General features: G+C 51.7%; 15 protein-coding genes. 4 read left to right on the top strand and 11 right to left on the bottom strand.

Features of this window, described 5'->3' with window-relative positions; translation table 11 throughout:
• Positions 1–219: 219 nt before the first annotated feature.
• From ABEW34_RS04905 to ABEW34_RS04870, 8 genes are all read right to left on the bottom strand, one after another.
• Positions 220–948, bottom strand: a complete 729-nt coding sequence (locus tag ABEW34_RS04905) for a M24 family metallopeptidase (protein WP_430155388.1) — start codon at positions 946–948, stop codon at positions 220–222.
• Positions 949–1,106: 158 nt separating this feature from the next.
• On the bottom strand, positions 1,107–1,295 hold the full coding sequence (locus tag ABEW34_RS04900) for a hypothetical protein (RefSeq protein WP_046229494.1): 189 nt from the start codon (positions 1,293–1,295) through the stop codon (positions 1,107–1,109).
• A gap of 220 nt (positions 1,296–1,515) precedes the next feature.
• On the bottom strand, positions 1,516–1,719 hold the full coding sequence (locus tag ABEW34_RS04895) for a hypothetical protein (RefSeq protein WP_430155385.1): 204 nt from the start codon (positions 1,717–1,719) through the stop codon (positions 1,516–1,518).
• Positions 1,720–2,308: 589 nt separating this feature from the next.
• Positions 2,309–2,980 (bottom strand): SOS response-associated peptidase, encoded by a 672-nt coding sequence (locus ABEW34_RS04890; protein WP_430155382.1) that lies wholly within the window; start codon positions 2,978–2,980, stop codon positions 2,309–2,311.
• A gap of 104 nt (positions 2,981–3,084) precedes the next feature.
• Entirely contained in the window at positions 3,085–3,939 is an 855-nt protein-coding gene (locus ABEW34_RS04885) for a helix-turn-helix domain-containing protein (protein WP_430155379.1), read from the bottom strand.
• 173 nt (positions 3,940–4,112) lie between these two features.
• The gene (locus ABEW34_RS04880; RefSeq protein ID WP_430155377.1) at positions 4,113–4,904 is read right to left on the bottom strand and encodes a hypothetical protein; all 792 of its coding nucleotides are present in this window, start codon (positions 4,902–4,904) and stop codon (positions 4,113–4,115) included.
• A gap of 64 nt (positions 4,905–4,968) precedes the next feature.
• Positions 4,969–5,421: a flavodoxin gene (locus ABEW34_RS04875; protein ID WP_056031783.1), complete on the bottom strand. Its 453-nt coding sequence runs from the start codon at positions 5,419–5,421 to the stop codon at positions 4,969–4,971.
• 118 nt (positions 5,422–5,539) lie between these two features.
• Positions 5,540–6,379, bottom strand: a complete 840-nt coding sequence (locus ABEW34_RS04870) for a hypothetical protein (RefSeq protein ID WP_430155374.1) — start codon at positions 6,377–6,379, stop codon at positions 5,540–5,542.
• Between the two features lie 529 nt (positions 6,380–6,908).
• Between ABEW34_RS04870 and ilvA the strand changes: the two genes are divergently transcribed.
• A complete protein-coding gene (gene ilvA, locus ABEW34_RS04865) occupies positions 6,909–8,177 on the top strand; it encodes a threonine ammonia-lyase IlvA (RefSeq protein WP_430155371.1) in 1,269 nt (422 codons plus the stop codon).
• A gap of 21 nt (positions 8,178–8,198) precedes the next feature.
• On the opposite strand, the gene ABEW34_RS04860 is transcribed toward ilvA, so the two are convergent.
• Entirely contained in the window at positions 8,199–9,176 is a 978-nt protein-coding gene (locus tag ABEW34_RS04860) for an aldo/keto reductase (protein ID WP_430155368.1), read from the bottom strand.
• A 217-nt stretch (positions 9,177–9,393) separates the two neighbouring features.
• Between ABEW34_RS04860 and ABEW34_RS04855 the strand changes: the two genes are divergently transcribed.
• The 3 genes from ABEW34_RS04855 (at position 9,394) to ABEW34_RS04845 (ending at position 12,559) form a co-directional block, all read left to right on the top strand.
• Positions 9,394–11,421, top strand: a complete 2,028-nt coding sequence (locus ABEW34_RS04855; protein WP_430155366.1) for a Na+/H+ antiporter — start codon at positions 9,394–9,396, stop codon at positions 11,419–11,421.
• A 132-nt stretch (positions 11,422–11,553) separates the two neighbouring features.
• Positions 11,554–12,156, top strand: coding sequence for a TVP38/TMEM64 family protein (locus ABEW34_RS04850; RefSeq protein WP_056031795.1), 603 nt, complete (start codon positions 11,554–11,556; stop codon positions 12,154–12,156).
• 91 nt (positions 12,157–12,247) lie between these two features.
• Positions 12,248–12,559, top strand: coding sequence for a transposase (locus tag ABEW34_RS04845; RefSeq protein WP_430155363.1), 312 nt, complete (start codon positions 12,248–12,250; stop codon positions 12,557–12,559).
• Positions 12,560–12,660: 101 nt separating this feature from the next.
• Here ABEW34_RS04845 and ABEW34_RS04840 read toward each other — a convergent pair whose 3' ends face one another.
• Together ABEW34_RS04840 and ABEW34_RS04835 are read right to left on the bottom strand one after the other, a co-directional pair.
• A complete protein-coding gene (locus ABEW34_RS04840; protein ID WP_430155362.1) occupies positions 12,661–13,746 on the bottom strand; it encodes an FUSC family protein in 1,086 nt (361 codons plus the stop codon).
• Positions 13,743–14,873, bottom strand: coding sequence for a DNA alkylation repair protein (locus ABEW34_RS04835; protein WP_430155360.1), 1,131 nt, complete (start codon positions 14,871–14,873; stop codon positions 13,743–13,745). Before ABEW34_RS04835 ends, ABEW34_RS04840 begins: the two co-directional genes overlap by 4 nt.
• Positions 14,874–14,938: the final 65 nt, after the last annotated feature.

Genomic DNA, 14,938 nt, shown 5'->3' with positions numbered 1-14,938 from the left:
GGCGTTTTAAGACTGAACTATTTTAACTTTGGTGAACTGTTGAAATATCTTGCCGGCTTGCTCAATGATACTATCATATAGTATCCGGCAGCACTCCATTTTTCAGGAGGATGGGCTGAGATAAAGGCGATGAAAAAGCAAAAAAGATCACCCTCGCCTTCCGTGAGGTGTGATCTTCTTTTCGTCTGCTTAAGCATTAAGCGTACAGCGTCATCCGCTTCATTTTGTCAGTACTATCGGGCCTGAGCGAGTAACCGCAACGGTATGCTTGACATGCGCTGTCGCAAGATCCGGCTCGACACGGGCATCGTCACCCGCCAGCGCACCTGATCCCACAATCAAATCAATCGTCAAAATCATGCCTTCTGCCAATAGCTCCTCCGGCTGCTCCACGGGGCGCATCTCTCCTTGCTGAAGCCGCTGGAGAATGCCTTGCACCGCAATATCCGGCATGCTGTTCATGACCAGACAGCCCGACTTGGCCGCTGAAGTATGGATAGCCACGATAATATCTCCGGCGCTTTTGCCTACTCTCGCCTCGGCAATGCCGCGATTCAGCGTGTGCTGCGCCGTACGCAGCAGCCTGCGGGCAAGCGGGGACGGCTCACCTATCGCATACGTCCAGGCGAATTCGGCTGCTCCTCCGTCCACCCCGGCAATCATCTCGATTTTGACTATATCACCGCTCGACAGCGGAGCCGTGCCGGGAAACCCGCCGCGCAGCATCCCGTTTACCGAGGCATAAATGGCGAACGGATAACCTTTGCGCCCCTTGTAGGCGGGAAACGCCCCTCTTTCCAGCATGAATCGCTCCGTAAAACGCTCGATCTCAAGCGTCGTTACCCCGCAGGTAATTCGCTTTGACAGCTCCTTGTGGCATGCAGCTATAATGCTCCCTGCATGCTGTACATACTGCTCTTCCATGCCAAGCGCAAGCTTCGTCAGCATATCCAAACCTCCCTCCTCTATTCACCATATTCGAGAAGCAAAGCGGACATTCTCACGAATGTGAACAATTGTTGTATTATGGTGTTTTCTCGCTTTCCCTTCAAAACAAAAGGGCTCCATTCCCCTTCGAAGGGAATAGAGCCCGTATAACCATGCGATTAGCCGACTGAGGAGTTGAGCTTGCCCATTTCATCTTCCACCAGCAATGTTAATTCTTCCTCGTAGCCGCCGGTAATCCGGTACTTTCGAATGTAATCCCTAACAAATTTGCGTGAATCCTTGGGTTGGAAAATTCTCGTTAGTTCTTTCAGGCTTTCCTTGACTTCATTCTGGCTGTGCTTCGCCATGAAATCTCCTCCCTTAACGTTGGATGGTCGTCCTAAACAACAAATTCCGAGAACACATTCGGCTAAAACACCGCCGGACTCCCATCGGTCAAGCGTCACCATGGTTTGATGATTCAAAATGTTTGAACTTTTCTTACTATTATAACATTTATGCCACACTTGGGAAAGCATGCATTTGACGGTCTCGTCCACCAAGCGTATAATCTATGCGAAATCCGCGCTAGTCCGGCATCCTGTCCAGACGTGAATCACGCTCCTCCTCACCAGCGGAAGCCTCGTCAGCACTAGCATGACGCTCTATGGATGAACGGACAGAAGCTGCGCTCCGGTCTTTATGAAACATTCGTAAATAGGCGACAACTCCGAAAATAGCGACCGCAATACCGAATGACAGCACCAGCGCAGTGACCCAGCCCTGAACCATTATCCCCACTCCTCTCTGACAAGGTGAAACGGCTTTCGCTTGCCTATGGCTGCGCGGCGCGTTTCAGTCCGAGAAATATAGAGAAAGGATCGCGTTAGGGATATCCTTTCCTATATTTCAAGGTGAAACGGCTTTCGCTTGCCTATGGCCGCGCGGCGCGTTTCAGTCCGAGAAATATAGAGAAAGGATTACGTTAGGATATCCTTTCCTATATTTCAAGGTGAAACGGCTTTCGCTTGCCTATGGCCGCGCGGCGCGTTTCAGTCCGAGAAATATAGAGAAAGGATCGCGTTAGGGATATCCTTTCCTATATTTCAAGGTGAAACTTATACAATCTTATATTCTTAAATATCGGCAAAAAGCGGCTTATTTTCAAGCTGCAGATATTTCCAAATATAGGTTACATTATATCGAATATCCAGCCCAGCTACAACTGTCCTAGGAACGAGATTGCCAAGCCAAACCATAATGTAAGCCCTTTCTTTTGTTTGACCGAAAAGACCTCCGCTTCCACACTTTCCTTGGAATGAAGGCTCGGCCTCAAGCAACCTATAGGACTTAAGCAGCTGCCGAAGCTTATTTGCCGCAGCTATGCAAAATCCGGCATAATCTCTTGAATGCAATCCGGCGACTCATAGGCTTCATTACCTACCGCATTCGTTACCGGATAAGCTCTGAGCTGATACGATTCCAGCGGGTCGAGGTGCTTGCGCAGCGAACGGAAATCATGAATACGCGGATTGAGCCAATCCTCCAGCCCTTCCTCGTCGAGCACGATAGGCACACGCGGCTGCCAGCCGGATAAAGTCCCTGAAGAACTAGCCGTAATCATCGTAAAAGCGCGCACTTCCTGCCCCTGATAATTTTTCCAGGCATCAAAGAAGCCCGCTACTCCAAATAATCGCTGGCTCGGCACAACAATATGCATCGCCCGCGGCTCGCGCTCCTGGCCATATTGCTGCCAGCCAAAGAAGCCGCTGCATGGTACAACACAGCGCTGCCTGCGCAGCATCCGCTCGAAAAACGGCTTTTCCGACAGCCGCTCGCAATCCGCATTTACGGAATCCTTCGCCCAAAACGGAAACAAGCCCCATCTGGCATCCTGAAGCGTACGCTCGCCTAGGCGGTCATTCATCACAATCGACACCGATTGGGTCGGCGCTATGTTAAACCTTGTCACATCGCAATCAATTACATTTCCAACCTGAAACGAGCGAACCAAATCATCGACATTTGCCTTTACCGAATAACGTTCAATCATCTGTGTATCCCCCTCGAAGCTGTGCGGGCAAGCATTCCGCAACGCTCAAAATATCGTCTTGCCCATTATTTGCATAAGAGGAGGTTTTTTATTCGCTTCTTGACTTAATTTGTCGTAAAACGCTTGCGGAATTTAAGCGGCGGCATTCCGGTATGTGAGGCAAACAGCCGCGAGAAATGCGGTGTTTGACGGAAGCCCGTTTCCTCCGCGATTCGGGCTATCGTCCAATCTGTCTTAATAAGCAGCAGCTTCGCCTGATCCAACCTATAGTAGAGCAAATATTGCTGCGGCGTACAGCCAAACACCTCGGTCATACAGCGCGTAATATAATTGGTATGCAGCTGCAGCACTTCGCTGAGCATGCCATTGCTGATCGGGCTGCGATAATTCATTTTCAAGTAGGCAGCAGCACGTTCCGCCACTGACACGCCTGCCCTTGCAGCATCCGAACGCCAGCCTTCATCGAGCATTTGCAGCAAATGCAGAAAACGCTGCTGGCGCTCCCAAAATGCACCATGCGATGAGCTTTGCGCTGCATCATGCAGTTGTCCGAAGATGAGCTTCGCTTCGTCTGGATAGGAGAGATGAATTTTTTTCGGCAGCCGAATGGCATATGTATAATAGTCGCCCCTCAAGGAGCCCGATTGACTCCCCTCTGTTTCTTCCCACGCACCCACCGTTTGAAAATGCACCCAGTCAAACACGGTCGTCTCCTGACAGGGCTGATACGAATAATGATAGCTGTCCGGCCGTAAAATAAGCACATCCCCTGGGCCAAGCAGCCATTTATACTCCCCTTCCGAAAGATGCAAAGCGCCTTCATGCACGAACAGCATATCGAATACGCCAATATTGGTCCGGTTCGGATGTTCCTCACCCGCTTGATACGTCCTACGGTTTGATTCTATAAAAAAGGGCAGCGGCGGCGAACGAAACGTTAGCAGCAGTTCCTCTGACACGACAATCTCTCCTTGTGCAACGATGTAAGATAGTATTTATGTATTGCCCCATGTTACATAACTAATAATCGTTTGTCTACCTTTGCCGCCGGATGCGTCGTATCAATTGCGGCATGAAAAAGAGCACCGTTCGATGAACCATCGAATGATGCTCTATCAAATGATGCTCTTGCTTATATAGTAAGGCTGGCAGACTTTTGCAGAACGGCCTCGGCCGTTGCTTCCGCCTTCTTGCTGAAGCATTCGCTGTGCAGCGGGCAGCTCCGGCATTCCGCCGCATTGTTGCTTTTGCGCAGCCACTCGGCTTCGGGCAGCATAGTCTGCACAAGCCTCATAAAATCCAAAGACTGCGGTATATCCGTATCGCTTGGATAATAAGAAATCCGCTGGCCGCTCATCACCGACAAGACGTCGATCCGGCTCGGCAGCTTGCCGAAGGCACTATTACAAAAGACGGCGGTCATATGCTGGAACGTCAGGATGACATCCTCATCCTCGTCCACGACAAACTTTTGCACAATATAGTCGGTACTCGTCCCGTCCGGATCTTCGGCGACAATTTGAAAAATTTGCGTCAGCTCCATATCGAGCGGCTCCACAAAGGTGCGATGCTGCTCGAAACGGATAATCGGCGCCGCCTCTTGCTCCTCCATTAAAAATGCTGTCAAATGTGCAACCGCTTGAAGCTTCGAATCCCAATAATGCTCGGCATTATTGAATTTAGCTACTCGCGCTGTCCACCAGCGCTCTGCCAGCTGCTTCACTAAATCAGCTGTACGGGCATAGGGCGGCTGCTCATAAAAATCATTTACAATATGGCTGACGGCGAATTGCATAAGCTGGCGACCATTCACTTCGCCTGCCCGCTTCTTCGCCGTCTGCCGTTTAATGAACCGATAGGGGCAGCGCAGCAGCTCTTCCAACTTGTAATCCTCAATCAGCTTAACTGCTGCGGATTGCTCCATAATCGGCCACCTCATCTTTCATGCGGATCGCTTAGAAATATAGCAGCAACAGCCGCCCTGCTTATTAGCCCGCTACAGTTACAAGGCCAGCTACTTGCTTGCCTAGGTTTTTGCATTGTTCCTTCTCGTCATCGGAAGGGTTGTATTCAACCTTCAGGCTTTCGGAGACAATTTCTGCCCCCAGCTCGCGCAGCTTCGCTTCGATGGTATCGACTGCCCCGCAAAATACGGGATAGGAGGAATCGCCCGATCCGAATACGGCTGCTTTGCGGCCGCTGAGGTCAAGTCCTTCAAGCTCTTCGTAAAAATCAAGAATTTCGTCTGGAAGCTCGCCGTCTCCCCAAGTATATGCGCCGATAATGATGCCATCGTACTCCAGCAAATCAGCTGCATTTGCATCGAAGGCTTCCTTCGATACCACTTCAACGCCCGCTTCCTGTGCTCCAGCAACAATCGCCTCAGCCATTTCCTCTGTATTTCCCGTCATGCTCGCGTATACCACAATTACCTTTGACACCATTACATTCCTCCCAAGTGTAAATAGCCGTCGCCATTTTGGACAATCGGCTGCTTTGTTTCCCACCAGTTGGAGGAGAGCAGCCTCTCCTCCGTGTGCCGATGGCTGATTTTATGAACTAGGCATCCATCATTTGAATACCTTGAAACAACGTTGCCATATACAAACTGTCTCCCTGCAGATCCACATCCGTCACCGGAATACCCAGCTTCACAGACAGCAGCGTGACTTGATTACGGATATAAGCAAGCTGGAACAGGCCTTTATCCGTACATACATAAATATCTTTCCCCTTCGCAACAATGGAGAAAATAAACTGCTTGCTAAAGCGGATGCGGTCGAACCGCCCCTTCTTGTCGCCAATCATCAGCTCGCCGCGATCACTGACGCCAATAAGATGTCCCCGGTATACAGCAAGGCTTGTAACCCCACGGTCCAGCTCAAACTCGGCCCATTCATCCATAAAACGGTCGTACAGCGCGACTCCGCTTTCATGGCCAACTACGAGATATTGCGGCAGGTTCATAAAATCGTAGACCCGCTTGTCGGCGCAGGCTGACTTTTCCCAGCGGCTTCCCGAATTTGACCACAGCCCATAATCGGTTGCCGCATAGCCCGTGCCGCCAAGCATCCGGTATTGATAGCAAGAAATGGCGAGACCATCATTCACCCATTGCCCGTTTGTATATTGATAAAGTCCTTCACTCGTGCAGGCATGAAGCACGCTGCTTTGCAGCTGCAGTCGATTAACCATTGCCGATTGCGGCATCCCTGCACTAAGCTTCATCCATTGCTCTTCGCCATTAATCTGATAGACGCCATAACCTACCGATGCCACGTACAGCGCATCCTCGCCCGCCTTCACTGATGAGAACGGGAACAGCTGCCAATTCCACGGCCTGCCCGTTTCGGCTGGAGCATCATTTAGTTGATGCTCCTTGCGATTAAACTCTGCCACGATTAAACCAGCTCCATCAATATATACTATCGTATATTATTTTTCATCATTGTTAGGTAGACAAACTGATAATGATTATCACTTTCGTAGTTTATGATAACTACTCTCATACCTAATGTCAATCATTATCTATCGGAATTGGAAAATGGGCCTAGCCGTGGGCAGCTTATGCCCGTTGTTCATTCTTTTGCCATACTGCCTGGCCCTCCCCCTGTAATTCCATGGTTATGCAATGCTTGTGATAATGCTATAATGAGCAACAACAAGCAAGGTGAAACGGCTGCCGCCATCCTTTGGCGGCGCAGCGCGTTTCAGTCCGAGAAATATAGTGAAAGGATTGAACCATCATAACCTTTCCTATATTTCAAGGTGAAACGGCTTTCGCCATCCTTTGGCCGCGCAGCGCGTTTCAGTCCGAGAAATATAATGAAAGGATTGAACCATCATAACCTTTCCTATATTTCAAGAATACGCATGAAAGCGCGTTTGGAAGCTTTCGCAAAATGTTAATCCCGGAAGGTGGCTGCACATGGAATATTTATCATCACATTCGCCTAGAGTTGGGCTTGAAGACATTGTTCACGCCCAAATGCATTTGAAAGACGTCATTCTCCGCACGCCCCTGCAATATAACCGCGTGCTCTCCGAGCGCTACGGCTGCAACGTCCTGCTGAAACGCGAGGACCTGCAAATTGTGCGCTCCTTTAAAATTCGCGGAGCCTACCATCTTATGCGTTCGCTGCCGCCAGAGCGGCTTGCCGCTGGCGTCGTCTGCGCAAGCGCGGGTAATCATGCGCAGGGTGTTGCCTATTCCTGCCATGCGCTCGGCATCCCGGGCAAAATCTATATGCCTAGCACAACGCCGCGCCAGAAAGTGAACCAAGTGTCCTTCTTCGGCGGGGATAGTGTTGAAGTTATTCTAACCGGCGACACCTTTGATGATGCTTACGCAGAGGCCATCAAGGAGAGCGAGCGCAGCGGTACTGCTTTCGTTCATCCTTTTGATGATTTGAAAATCATTGCCGGCAATGGCACCGTTGGACAAGAGCTGATGGAAGCGTCGGATACGGTACCGGATTTTGTGTTTGTGACCGTTGGAGGCGGCGGCCTGGCGGCTGGCGTAGCTTCTTATGTAAAAGCCATTTCGCCGGAAACGAAAGTGATTGGCGTTGAGCCGGAAGGCGCACAGTCGCTGCGCGAATCGCTCGATGCCGGGGAAGTCGTTACGCTTGAGCATATCGACAAATTCGTCGATGGTGCTGCTGTGAAGCGGATCGGCAAGCTTACGTTCGCGATCTGCCGCGAATTGCTCGATGATACGGTGCCTGTTCCCGAGGGGAAAATTTGTACGACCATGCTCGATCTCTACAATGAAAATGCGATTGTAGCGGAGCCAGCAGGCGCGCTGCCCATTGCTGCGCTTGATATGTTCAGGGATCAAATCGCCGGAAAAACAGTCGTATGCGTCATTAGCGGAGGAAATAACGATATTGACCGCATGCAGGAAATTAAAGAGCGTTCGCTCATTTATGAAGGATACAAGCATTATTTCATGTTAAATTTCCCGCAGCGCGCGGGTGCGCTGCGAGAATTTCTCGATGATGTGCTCGGTCCGACCGATGACATCACCCGCTTCGAGTATACGAAAAAGCACAATAAGGACAATGGCCCGTCACTCGTCGGCATTGAGCTGAAGCACCGCGAGGACTATGAGCCCTTGATCAGCCGCATGCAGCTGAAAGGCTATTCTTTCATAGAACTGAACAAAGACCCTGTACTGTTCAATTTATTAATTTGACGAACGGCTTTCTATCACCGTTTACCAAGCGTATGCTTTAGGCGCATCGCCGCCCGGTCCTGGGAAAATCTCATCGATAAGGGCGAGCGTCGCGCTATCCAGCTCCAGCTCTACCGCACGAAGCGAGCGCTCGAATTGCTCCAGCGTGCGCACCCCAATAATCGGGGCCGTAACCGCCGGATTCGCCAGCAGCCATGCGAGCGATACCAGATCCTCAGGCTCACCCAGCTCATCGCAAAGCTTGCCATATTCGTCTAGCTGCGCGCGATGCTTGTCCAGACGCTTGGTGTCGCCACTGCGGCGTCCGCCACTATCCCGGCGATGATTGCCTGCAAGCAGCCCGCCATCCAGCGGACTCCACGGAATAACGCCTAGACCGAGCGCCTTCGATGCAGGAAGCACCTCCAGCTCCGGCAGACGGCACAGCAAATTATATTTGTGCTGCTCGGATACGAGCCCCAAAATCCCTCTCGCTTTTGCTTCGCCCTGCGCCACAGCAATATCCCAGCCCGCAAAGTTGCTTGAGCCTACATACCCGATTTTCCCTTGCGAGACAGCCGTCTCAAATGCGCTCCACAATTCATTCCAATGGACGTTGCGATCCACATGGTGCATTTGATACAGCTCAATATGATCCGTCTGCAGACGGCGCAGCGAGCCTACCAGATGGCGGCGAATTTTATAAGCGGACAAGCCGGCTTCCCGGTTCGGGCCGTCATGTTCATCAAACATATCGCCATATACTTTGGTCGCAAGTATGGTACGCTCACGGCGTCCGCCACCTTGACTGAACCATTTTCCGATAATTTCCTCTGTACGTCCGGCGTTTTCACCCCAGCCATAAATATTTGCCGTATCAATAAAATTAATGCCCGCATCTAAAGCGGCATCCAAAATCCGGAACGCTTCCTTCTCATCTGTATCCACACCAAAATTCATGGTACCGAGGCATAAGCGGCTAACGCGCAAACCTGACTGACCCAAATAAGTGTACTGCATAAAAGAAAGTCACTCCTTCAATATTTTTTTGATTGCCATTCCCTTCCTATTATACATTACCGATAGTCCAGAACCAACCTGCAAGGGCATGCATAACCCGCTGTTCCTCGTAGAAAGCAATCAGGCTGATTATGGGTAAAATTTAGTTGCACTGGCGAAAATAAGCCCGTCATGAGCGACAACAGCTGAAGCAGCGTTTACAAGAGAGGGTGATGGAATGGCCGTATTTTCTTCCATATTAATTTTGCTTGCTCTGATTGGGTTGTCCAATATTATTAATCGGCATCTTCCGGTTGTTCCGGTTCCACTTATCCAAATTGCACTTGGCATTGGGATTACGCTTATACCATCCGGCGTTCATATGACGCTGGAGCCTGAGCTATTTTTTATATTGTTCGTAGCTCCGCTGCTGTATAACGATGGCAAGCATACACCGCGCAATGAATTATGGAGGCTTCGCGCCCCCATTTTCCTGCTTGCGGTCGGCCTTGTGTTCGTCACCGTATTTCTTATCGGCTATGCGATCCACTTTATGCTTCCCTCCATTCCGCAGCCCGCAGCGTTTGGACTAGCTGCCCTGCTGTCTCCGACGGATGCTGTTGCGGTCAATGCATTAGCGGGGCGGGTTCATCTGCCCAAGAGCCTGCGGCATTTGCTGGAAGGGGAAGCGCTGATGAACGACGCCTCCGGGCTCGTCGCCTTTAAATTTGCGATGGCCGCTGCGCTAACCGGCACGTTTTCCTTTCCGAAAGCAAGCATCAGCTTTGTCGTTATTGCGTCGGGCGGCCTTGCGGTCGGGTGCGTGCTGGCCTTCCTAATTACAGGACTTCGCGCTGCTTTGCGTCGGTCTGGTCTGGAAGATCCAACGCTGCATATGCTTATCCATATACTCACGCCATTTGCTCTTTATTTGACTGGCGAGCATCTTGGCGTATCCGGTATTTTGGCCGCTGTAGCCGGAGGCGTCATCCATGCCGTTGAACGTGATGAATACGAGAAGGCTCGGGCCCGGAACGATGAGGTGCCTGACCATACATGGCCGGTTATTTTGTACATACTGAACGGACTCGTTTTTGTCATATTGGGACTGCAAATACCTCTTGTCTTCAGCACCGTATTCGATAATCCTGCGATTAACTCGCTTCAGATGATAGGCTATGCGTGCATCATTTTCGTTCTGCTACTGCTTCTACGGTTTTTGTGGACATACGCCTTTTCAAGAGGGAGCCGCTTATTTGGCTCTGAGCAGCAGCGCGAGAAGCTGTCATTCAAAATATTAGTCATGACCTCGCTTTCTGGCGTGCGCGGTGCCATCACTCTTGCCGGGGCGTTCTCCATACCGCTGTTTCTAAACGACGGAAATCCGTTTCCTGAGCGGAATATCATTATTTTTCTCGCAACTGCGGTTATTCTGTTGTCATTGCTGGCTGCGAGCACTGTGCTTCCGCTGCTTGCAACCAGCAGCGATATGGGCAATGAATCAAAACGGACAGAAAAAGAGCGCCAAGGGCAGCTCAAAATGATGAATGCCGCCATTGAGGCTATACACCAAACGGCGCGCAAGGAAAATGAGGCGGAAACGGCAGCCGTCCTTGCCGAATATGAGCGTTGGTTCCGCATGCTGGAGCTTCAGAAGCCCAAGCTAACAACCAAGCAAGCGGCTGAGGGAATCATCGATCTGCGCTTTGAGGCGTTCCGCATGGAGCGGGAAGCTGCGAGGCGTATGCTGGCACAAGGGGAAATCAGCGAGCAGCAGTTTGAACTGTTCGAGCGAAGCCTGGAGCGGCTTGAGCAGATGCTGGCGGGACGCCGAAGCTTTTGGCCGATTATTATGAGAAAGCTGATGAGGCTACTGCTTGAGATGCTCTCCCTCAAAAAAACGAAATCGCCAGCCCCCGCCAAGATAGGGCACGCCGATCGCGAGGCGCTGAGAAGGATGAAGCTGCGAGCCTGCGATGCGGTTATCGACACCTTCGATAAAGAGCTGGACGAGCCCGGCTCGGAGGAGCGGAGCGAGCTGATCAGCCATTACCATTTTATAAAGGAAAAGCTTCAAAAGCCGATATCGGCGAAAATGAACGGAGGCGACGCCGACGTACAGCGCGATTTGCATTGGATTGCCATTCAGGCAGAGCGGGTCGAGGTGCAAAGCTTGTATGAACGCGGCGAAATCAATCGGGACCTTGCCAATAAGCTGCGGCAGTTTATCCGCAACCGCGAGGCGTCTATTTTAGAGCAGGGGTAACAAGCTGACAGGACCGGCTAGCTCCATATGCGAGAGCTTGGCATCTACCACTATTTTCTGGTATTGTTTAAGCCATACGACGTCTTTTTATAACGGCTGATATTTTGATCAAATGAGTGAGGGTGTTGACGTATGGCGTTGCTGCAAAATTGGATTGAACAAATAAAGCATATGGATTTAGAGCATCTGCAGCGCACGCTGGAAAGCTATCGGGAATTCGGACCGCTGCTTGGCATCCTTTTACCCTTGCTGGAAGCCTTCCTGCCCTTTCTGCCTTTGCTGGCGATTGTCGCGGCCAATGCCAATATTTTCGGCTTATGGTTCGGCTTCTTATTTTCCTGGATTGGCGTTTCTGCTGGAGCCATCGGCGTCTTCTGGGTCGTGCGCAAGCTCGGAAAAAATGTCAAAGCAAAAGTCGAGCGGCGTTTTCCGAAATCCGGGCGGTTCTTCGAATGGATCGAGCATCGCGGCTTTACGCCGCTGTTCCTGCTCGCCTGCTTTCCATTTTCGCCGTCCTCGCTCATTAACATTGTGTCGGGCTTAAGCGCCGTGCCCTTCCGCACGTTCATCATCGCAACCCTTCTCGGCAAGGCGGTCATGATTTTATGCGTATCGCTGCTCAGCTTTGATATTGGAAACTTCGCCCATGAGCCTTGGCGCATCGTTGTTGCCTGCATCGTCATTGTGCTGATGTGGTTCGGCGGCAAGCGGCTGGAAAAACGTTATATTCATTAGCACTCATACATATTCCCTTTTGAGGCATGCTATAGCAGAATGACCCGCCGTCATGTTGGACGGACTATGCAGGGCTGGAAAGGGAGATACGATGAACGAACAGCAATTGGACCAAGAGCAGCAGCATCAATACAATGAGATGAAGCCGATGTCGGGCGAGCCTGTTGAAGTGGCGGGAGTATACCGCAACGATTGGAATCGTGAAGAGAAACTGGAGCGCGGCGAGGTGTTCCCAGCCGATCCCCAGATGGGGACGGCAACTTGGCGGCTGGTGGAACTGGACTTCGACAACCATCATGAAGGACGGACCGATCCGCGGCTCATCCCCAAAGACGATGACAATGATCCCGAAGCTCATATGCAGCATCCAAGACGCCATGAGGGCAGCAATAAGACCCAATAGCCCATGGATTGACTTACAACTGCTCTGTGAAAAATAACCATGCACAAGAAACCGCCTCTTCGTCAAATGATCGATCATTTGAAAAAGAGACGGTTTTTTTGTTACTCCTGAGTGCTAACCTTAGCCTCTCTGCCGCTGGCATTCGTTTCTGCCGTCCATTCCTCGGGCGACATGCCGCGCTGCTGGACCTGATCCACGAGCTTCTCCAGCCTCCGCAGATGGTAGGCATATTCGAAAATAGCCGACGCGACGAACACAAGGCGCTTATGCTCGTCCCGCCCCTCACGGAAATAATCCGTCAGGTCAGTAATCAGGCGCGCTTCACGTTCTTCCTCCGGCTCGAAGCTCAGATTCGGCTTCATCTTGCCTTCGATTTTCAGCAAAATCGATTCGTGGTATTTCGTCAGCTCCTCAATCTGGTTATCGAAGCGCTGCGCCCATTTCCCTGCACCGGCGGCGGCAAAATAATGCTCCTCTACAACCTCAAGCAGATCAACGCCCTTTTGCAGCGCCTTGATCGTCTGCTTGGAGACGAGCAGCTGTCTGGCATGGCTTTTTTTGGCATGGGCGAGCACCTTGCGCTCTTCCTCAAACAAGGTGTAGCGATCCTCCAGCTTGCGCACCGACACATGCAGCGTTTCCTTCTCCTGCCGGAACACGCTTTCCTTCATTTCATTCGAAACGGCGGTTCGCAGCAGTAAAGACATTTGCCCATAAGCAAGATGCACCTGCTCGGTAAATTGCTTGCGCGGGCGCGGGGGAAATACGAGCACATTAATCGTAAAAGCGGCCCCCATACCGGTAAGGACCATTAAAAATCGCTGCAGCGCCACGTCTAATCCTTGTCCGTGGGCTTCCATAATAGCGATGACCATGACGAGGGTCACTCCGATGGTCGCTTCCATTTTCAGCCGGATACAAATGAGGATAACGGCGATACAGACGAGCCCCACCGCAATCGGCGTATGGCCGAATACTTTCATCGCAGCAAGCGCAATTCCTGCACCAAGCAGGTTGGTCTGAACCTGATCCAGAATTTGCTGCCAGGAACGGTAGATGGAAGGCTGAATCGTTAATATAGCGGCCACTGCCGTAATGAGGCTGGACGGAAAGCCGAAAAACTGGCTCAGAAAAATCGCCAGCGTAACGGACAATCCGGTCTTCAGCACGCGAGCTCCAATATTCATTTGCTGTCCGCCTCCTCCAGTTGCAGCTCCGTCTCCGCTGCCTGCACGCCATTCACCCATAGCGTAATGCGGTGAAGTCCAGGGTAATGCTTGCGCGTCGTCAAGTCGGCGAAGCGGTGCACACGCGACAGCGCAACTTTCGCTCCACCCCCATACTCGCGGTCAGACAGCAGGAAACGCTTCTGGGAAGGCTTGCCTGAAGCTTTAATAAAATCAATGCCGTATTCGATCCGCAGCTTGAGTGCGTCTCCATCCCGCAGCTTCATCTCGCAGCTAATCCGTGCCTCGTCGCCAATATGGACGACCGCAGGCCATGCCCGAAGCTCGGCATGCACCGTCAATGACGCGTGCTCCCCGCCCTCTTCGCCCACTCCGGCTGCATAGCCGAACAGCTCCATCAGCGCCGGATTAGCCTGCTTCACCAACGTGCGGCAGCCACGCCTAATAATCCAGTCTGTCAGCGGATTATGGCCAGACCACCGCTGGGCCAGCTCAACGACCACATCGGGATGGTCTTTAGCGATATCATTGAGATTGTTGGCCACGCTTTTGCGGACGTACAGCGAAGGATCGGCTTTCAGCTTGTCCAGCAGCGGAAGAATCGGCTGTGGATCGCGCTTGAACATCGGCAGCGCCTGTGCCCAAGGCAGACGCGGGCGTGTTCCCTCGCTAGCCAGCCGGCGTACATGCTCATCCTCATCGTCCGCCCATATCAGCATTTGCTGCATCATGCGCTCTGGCTCAGCAAGCAGAAATGGGCGCACGGCAAACTCCCCCGTCGAATAACGGGTGAACCGCGCCAGCGCCTGCATCGACCGGTCAAAATGCGCCGGTGACATTCCGTACACTTCCACAAAATCCGGGAAGAAAATATAGGGCAGGCCGCGGCACTGCGAGTCGATCTGCATCAGCACATCAAGCGCGGCCTCGTAACCGCTCGGCAAGAAATCGCCAAGGGCTTCGGTAATCCGCCGTGAGCGCGCCTTGAGCGCCAGCTCCTCCCATTCTCCAGCCCTTACTGCCGCCGTAAAACCTGCCAAATCAAAAGTCGGTAAAACCGAACGCACCAGCACTCCAAAATCTTCTATGAATAAGCCATCGTATAAGGCTTTTAGCGGTTCTGCCATCGTAAGCTCCTCCAGTATAATCATTCATGCTCCATCTATTATGCCATAACCCGCAACCGGAAGTA

This window comes from Paenibacillus algorifonticola, from assembly GCF_050481745.1.
Lineage (GTDB): Bacteria > Bacillota > Bacilli > Paenibacillales > Paenibacillaceae > Pristimantibacillus > Pristimantibacillus algorifonticola_A.
This window is presented reverse-complemented; position numbering and strand designations above follow the sequence as displayed.

What these genes read in the sequence shown, in the direction of transcription:
- ABEW34_RS04900 (WP_046229494.1), bottom strand. Translation starts at nt 1,295, where the DNA reads ATGGCGAAGCACAGCCAGAATGAAGTCAAGGAAAGCCTGAAAGAACTA.
- ilvA (WP_430155371.1), top strand. Translation starts at nt 6,909, where the DNA reads ATGGAATATTTATCATCACATTCGCCTAGAGTTGGGCTTGAAGACATT.
- ABEW34_RS04890 (WP_430155382.1), bottom strand. Translation starts at nt 2,980, where the DNA reads ATGATTGAACGTTATTCGGTAAAGGCAAATGTCGATGATTTGGTTCGC.
- ABEW34_RS04835 (WP_430155360.1), bottom strand. Translation starts at nt 14,873, where the DNA reads ATGGCAGAACCGCTAAAAGCCTTATACGATGGCTTATTCATAGAAGAT.
- ABEW34_RS04850 (WP_056031795.1), top strand. Translation starts at nt 11,554, where the DNA reads ATGGCGTTGCTGCAAAATTGGATTGAACAAATAAAGCATATGGATTTA.
- ABEW34_RS04905 (WP_430155388.1), bottom strand. Translation starts at nt 948, where the DNA reads ATGCTGACGAAGCTTGCGCTTGGCATGGAAGAGCAGTATGTACAGCAT.
- ABEW34_RS04860 (WP_430155368.1), bottom strand. Translation starts at nt 9,176, where the DNA reads ATGCAGTACACTTATTTGGGTCAGTCAGGTTTGCGCGTTAGCCGCTTA.
- ABEW34_RS04845 (WP_430155363.1), top strand. Translation starts at nt 12,248, where the DNA reads ATGAACGAACAGCAATTGGACCAAGAGCAGCAGCATCAATACAATGAG.
- ABEW34_RS04840 (WP_430155362.1), bottom strand. Translation starts at nt 13,746, where the DNA reads ATGAATATTGGAGCTCGCGTGCTGAAGACCGGATTGTCCGTTACGCTG.
- ABEW34_RS04880 (WP_430155377.1), bottom strand. Translation starts at nt 4,904, where the DNA reads ATGGAGCAATCCGCAGCAGTTAAGCTGATTGAGGATTACAAGTTGGAA.
- ABEW34_RS04895 (WP_430155385.1), bottom strand. Translation starts at nt 1,719, where the DNA reads ATGGTTCAGGGCTGGGTCACTGCGCTGGTGCTGTCATTCGGTATTGCG.
- ABEW34_RS04855 (WP_430155366.1), top strand. Translation starts at nt 9,394, where the DNA reads ATGGCCGTATTTTCTTCCATATTAATTTTGCTTGCTCTGATTGGGTTG.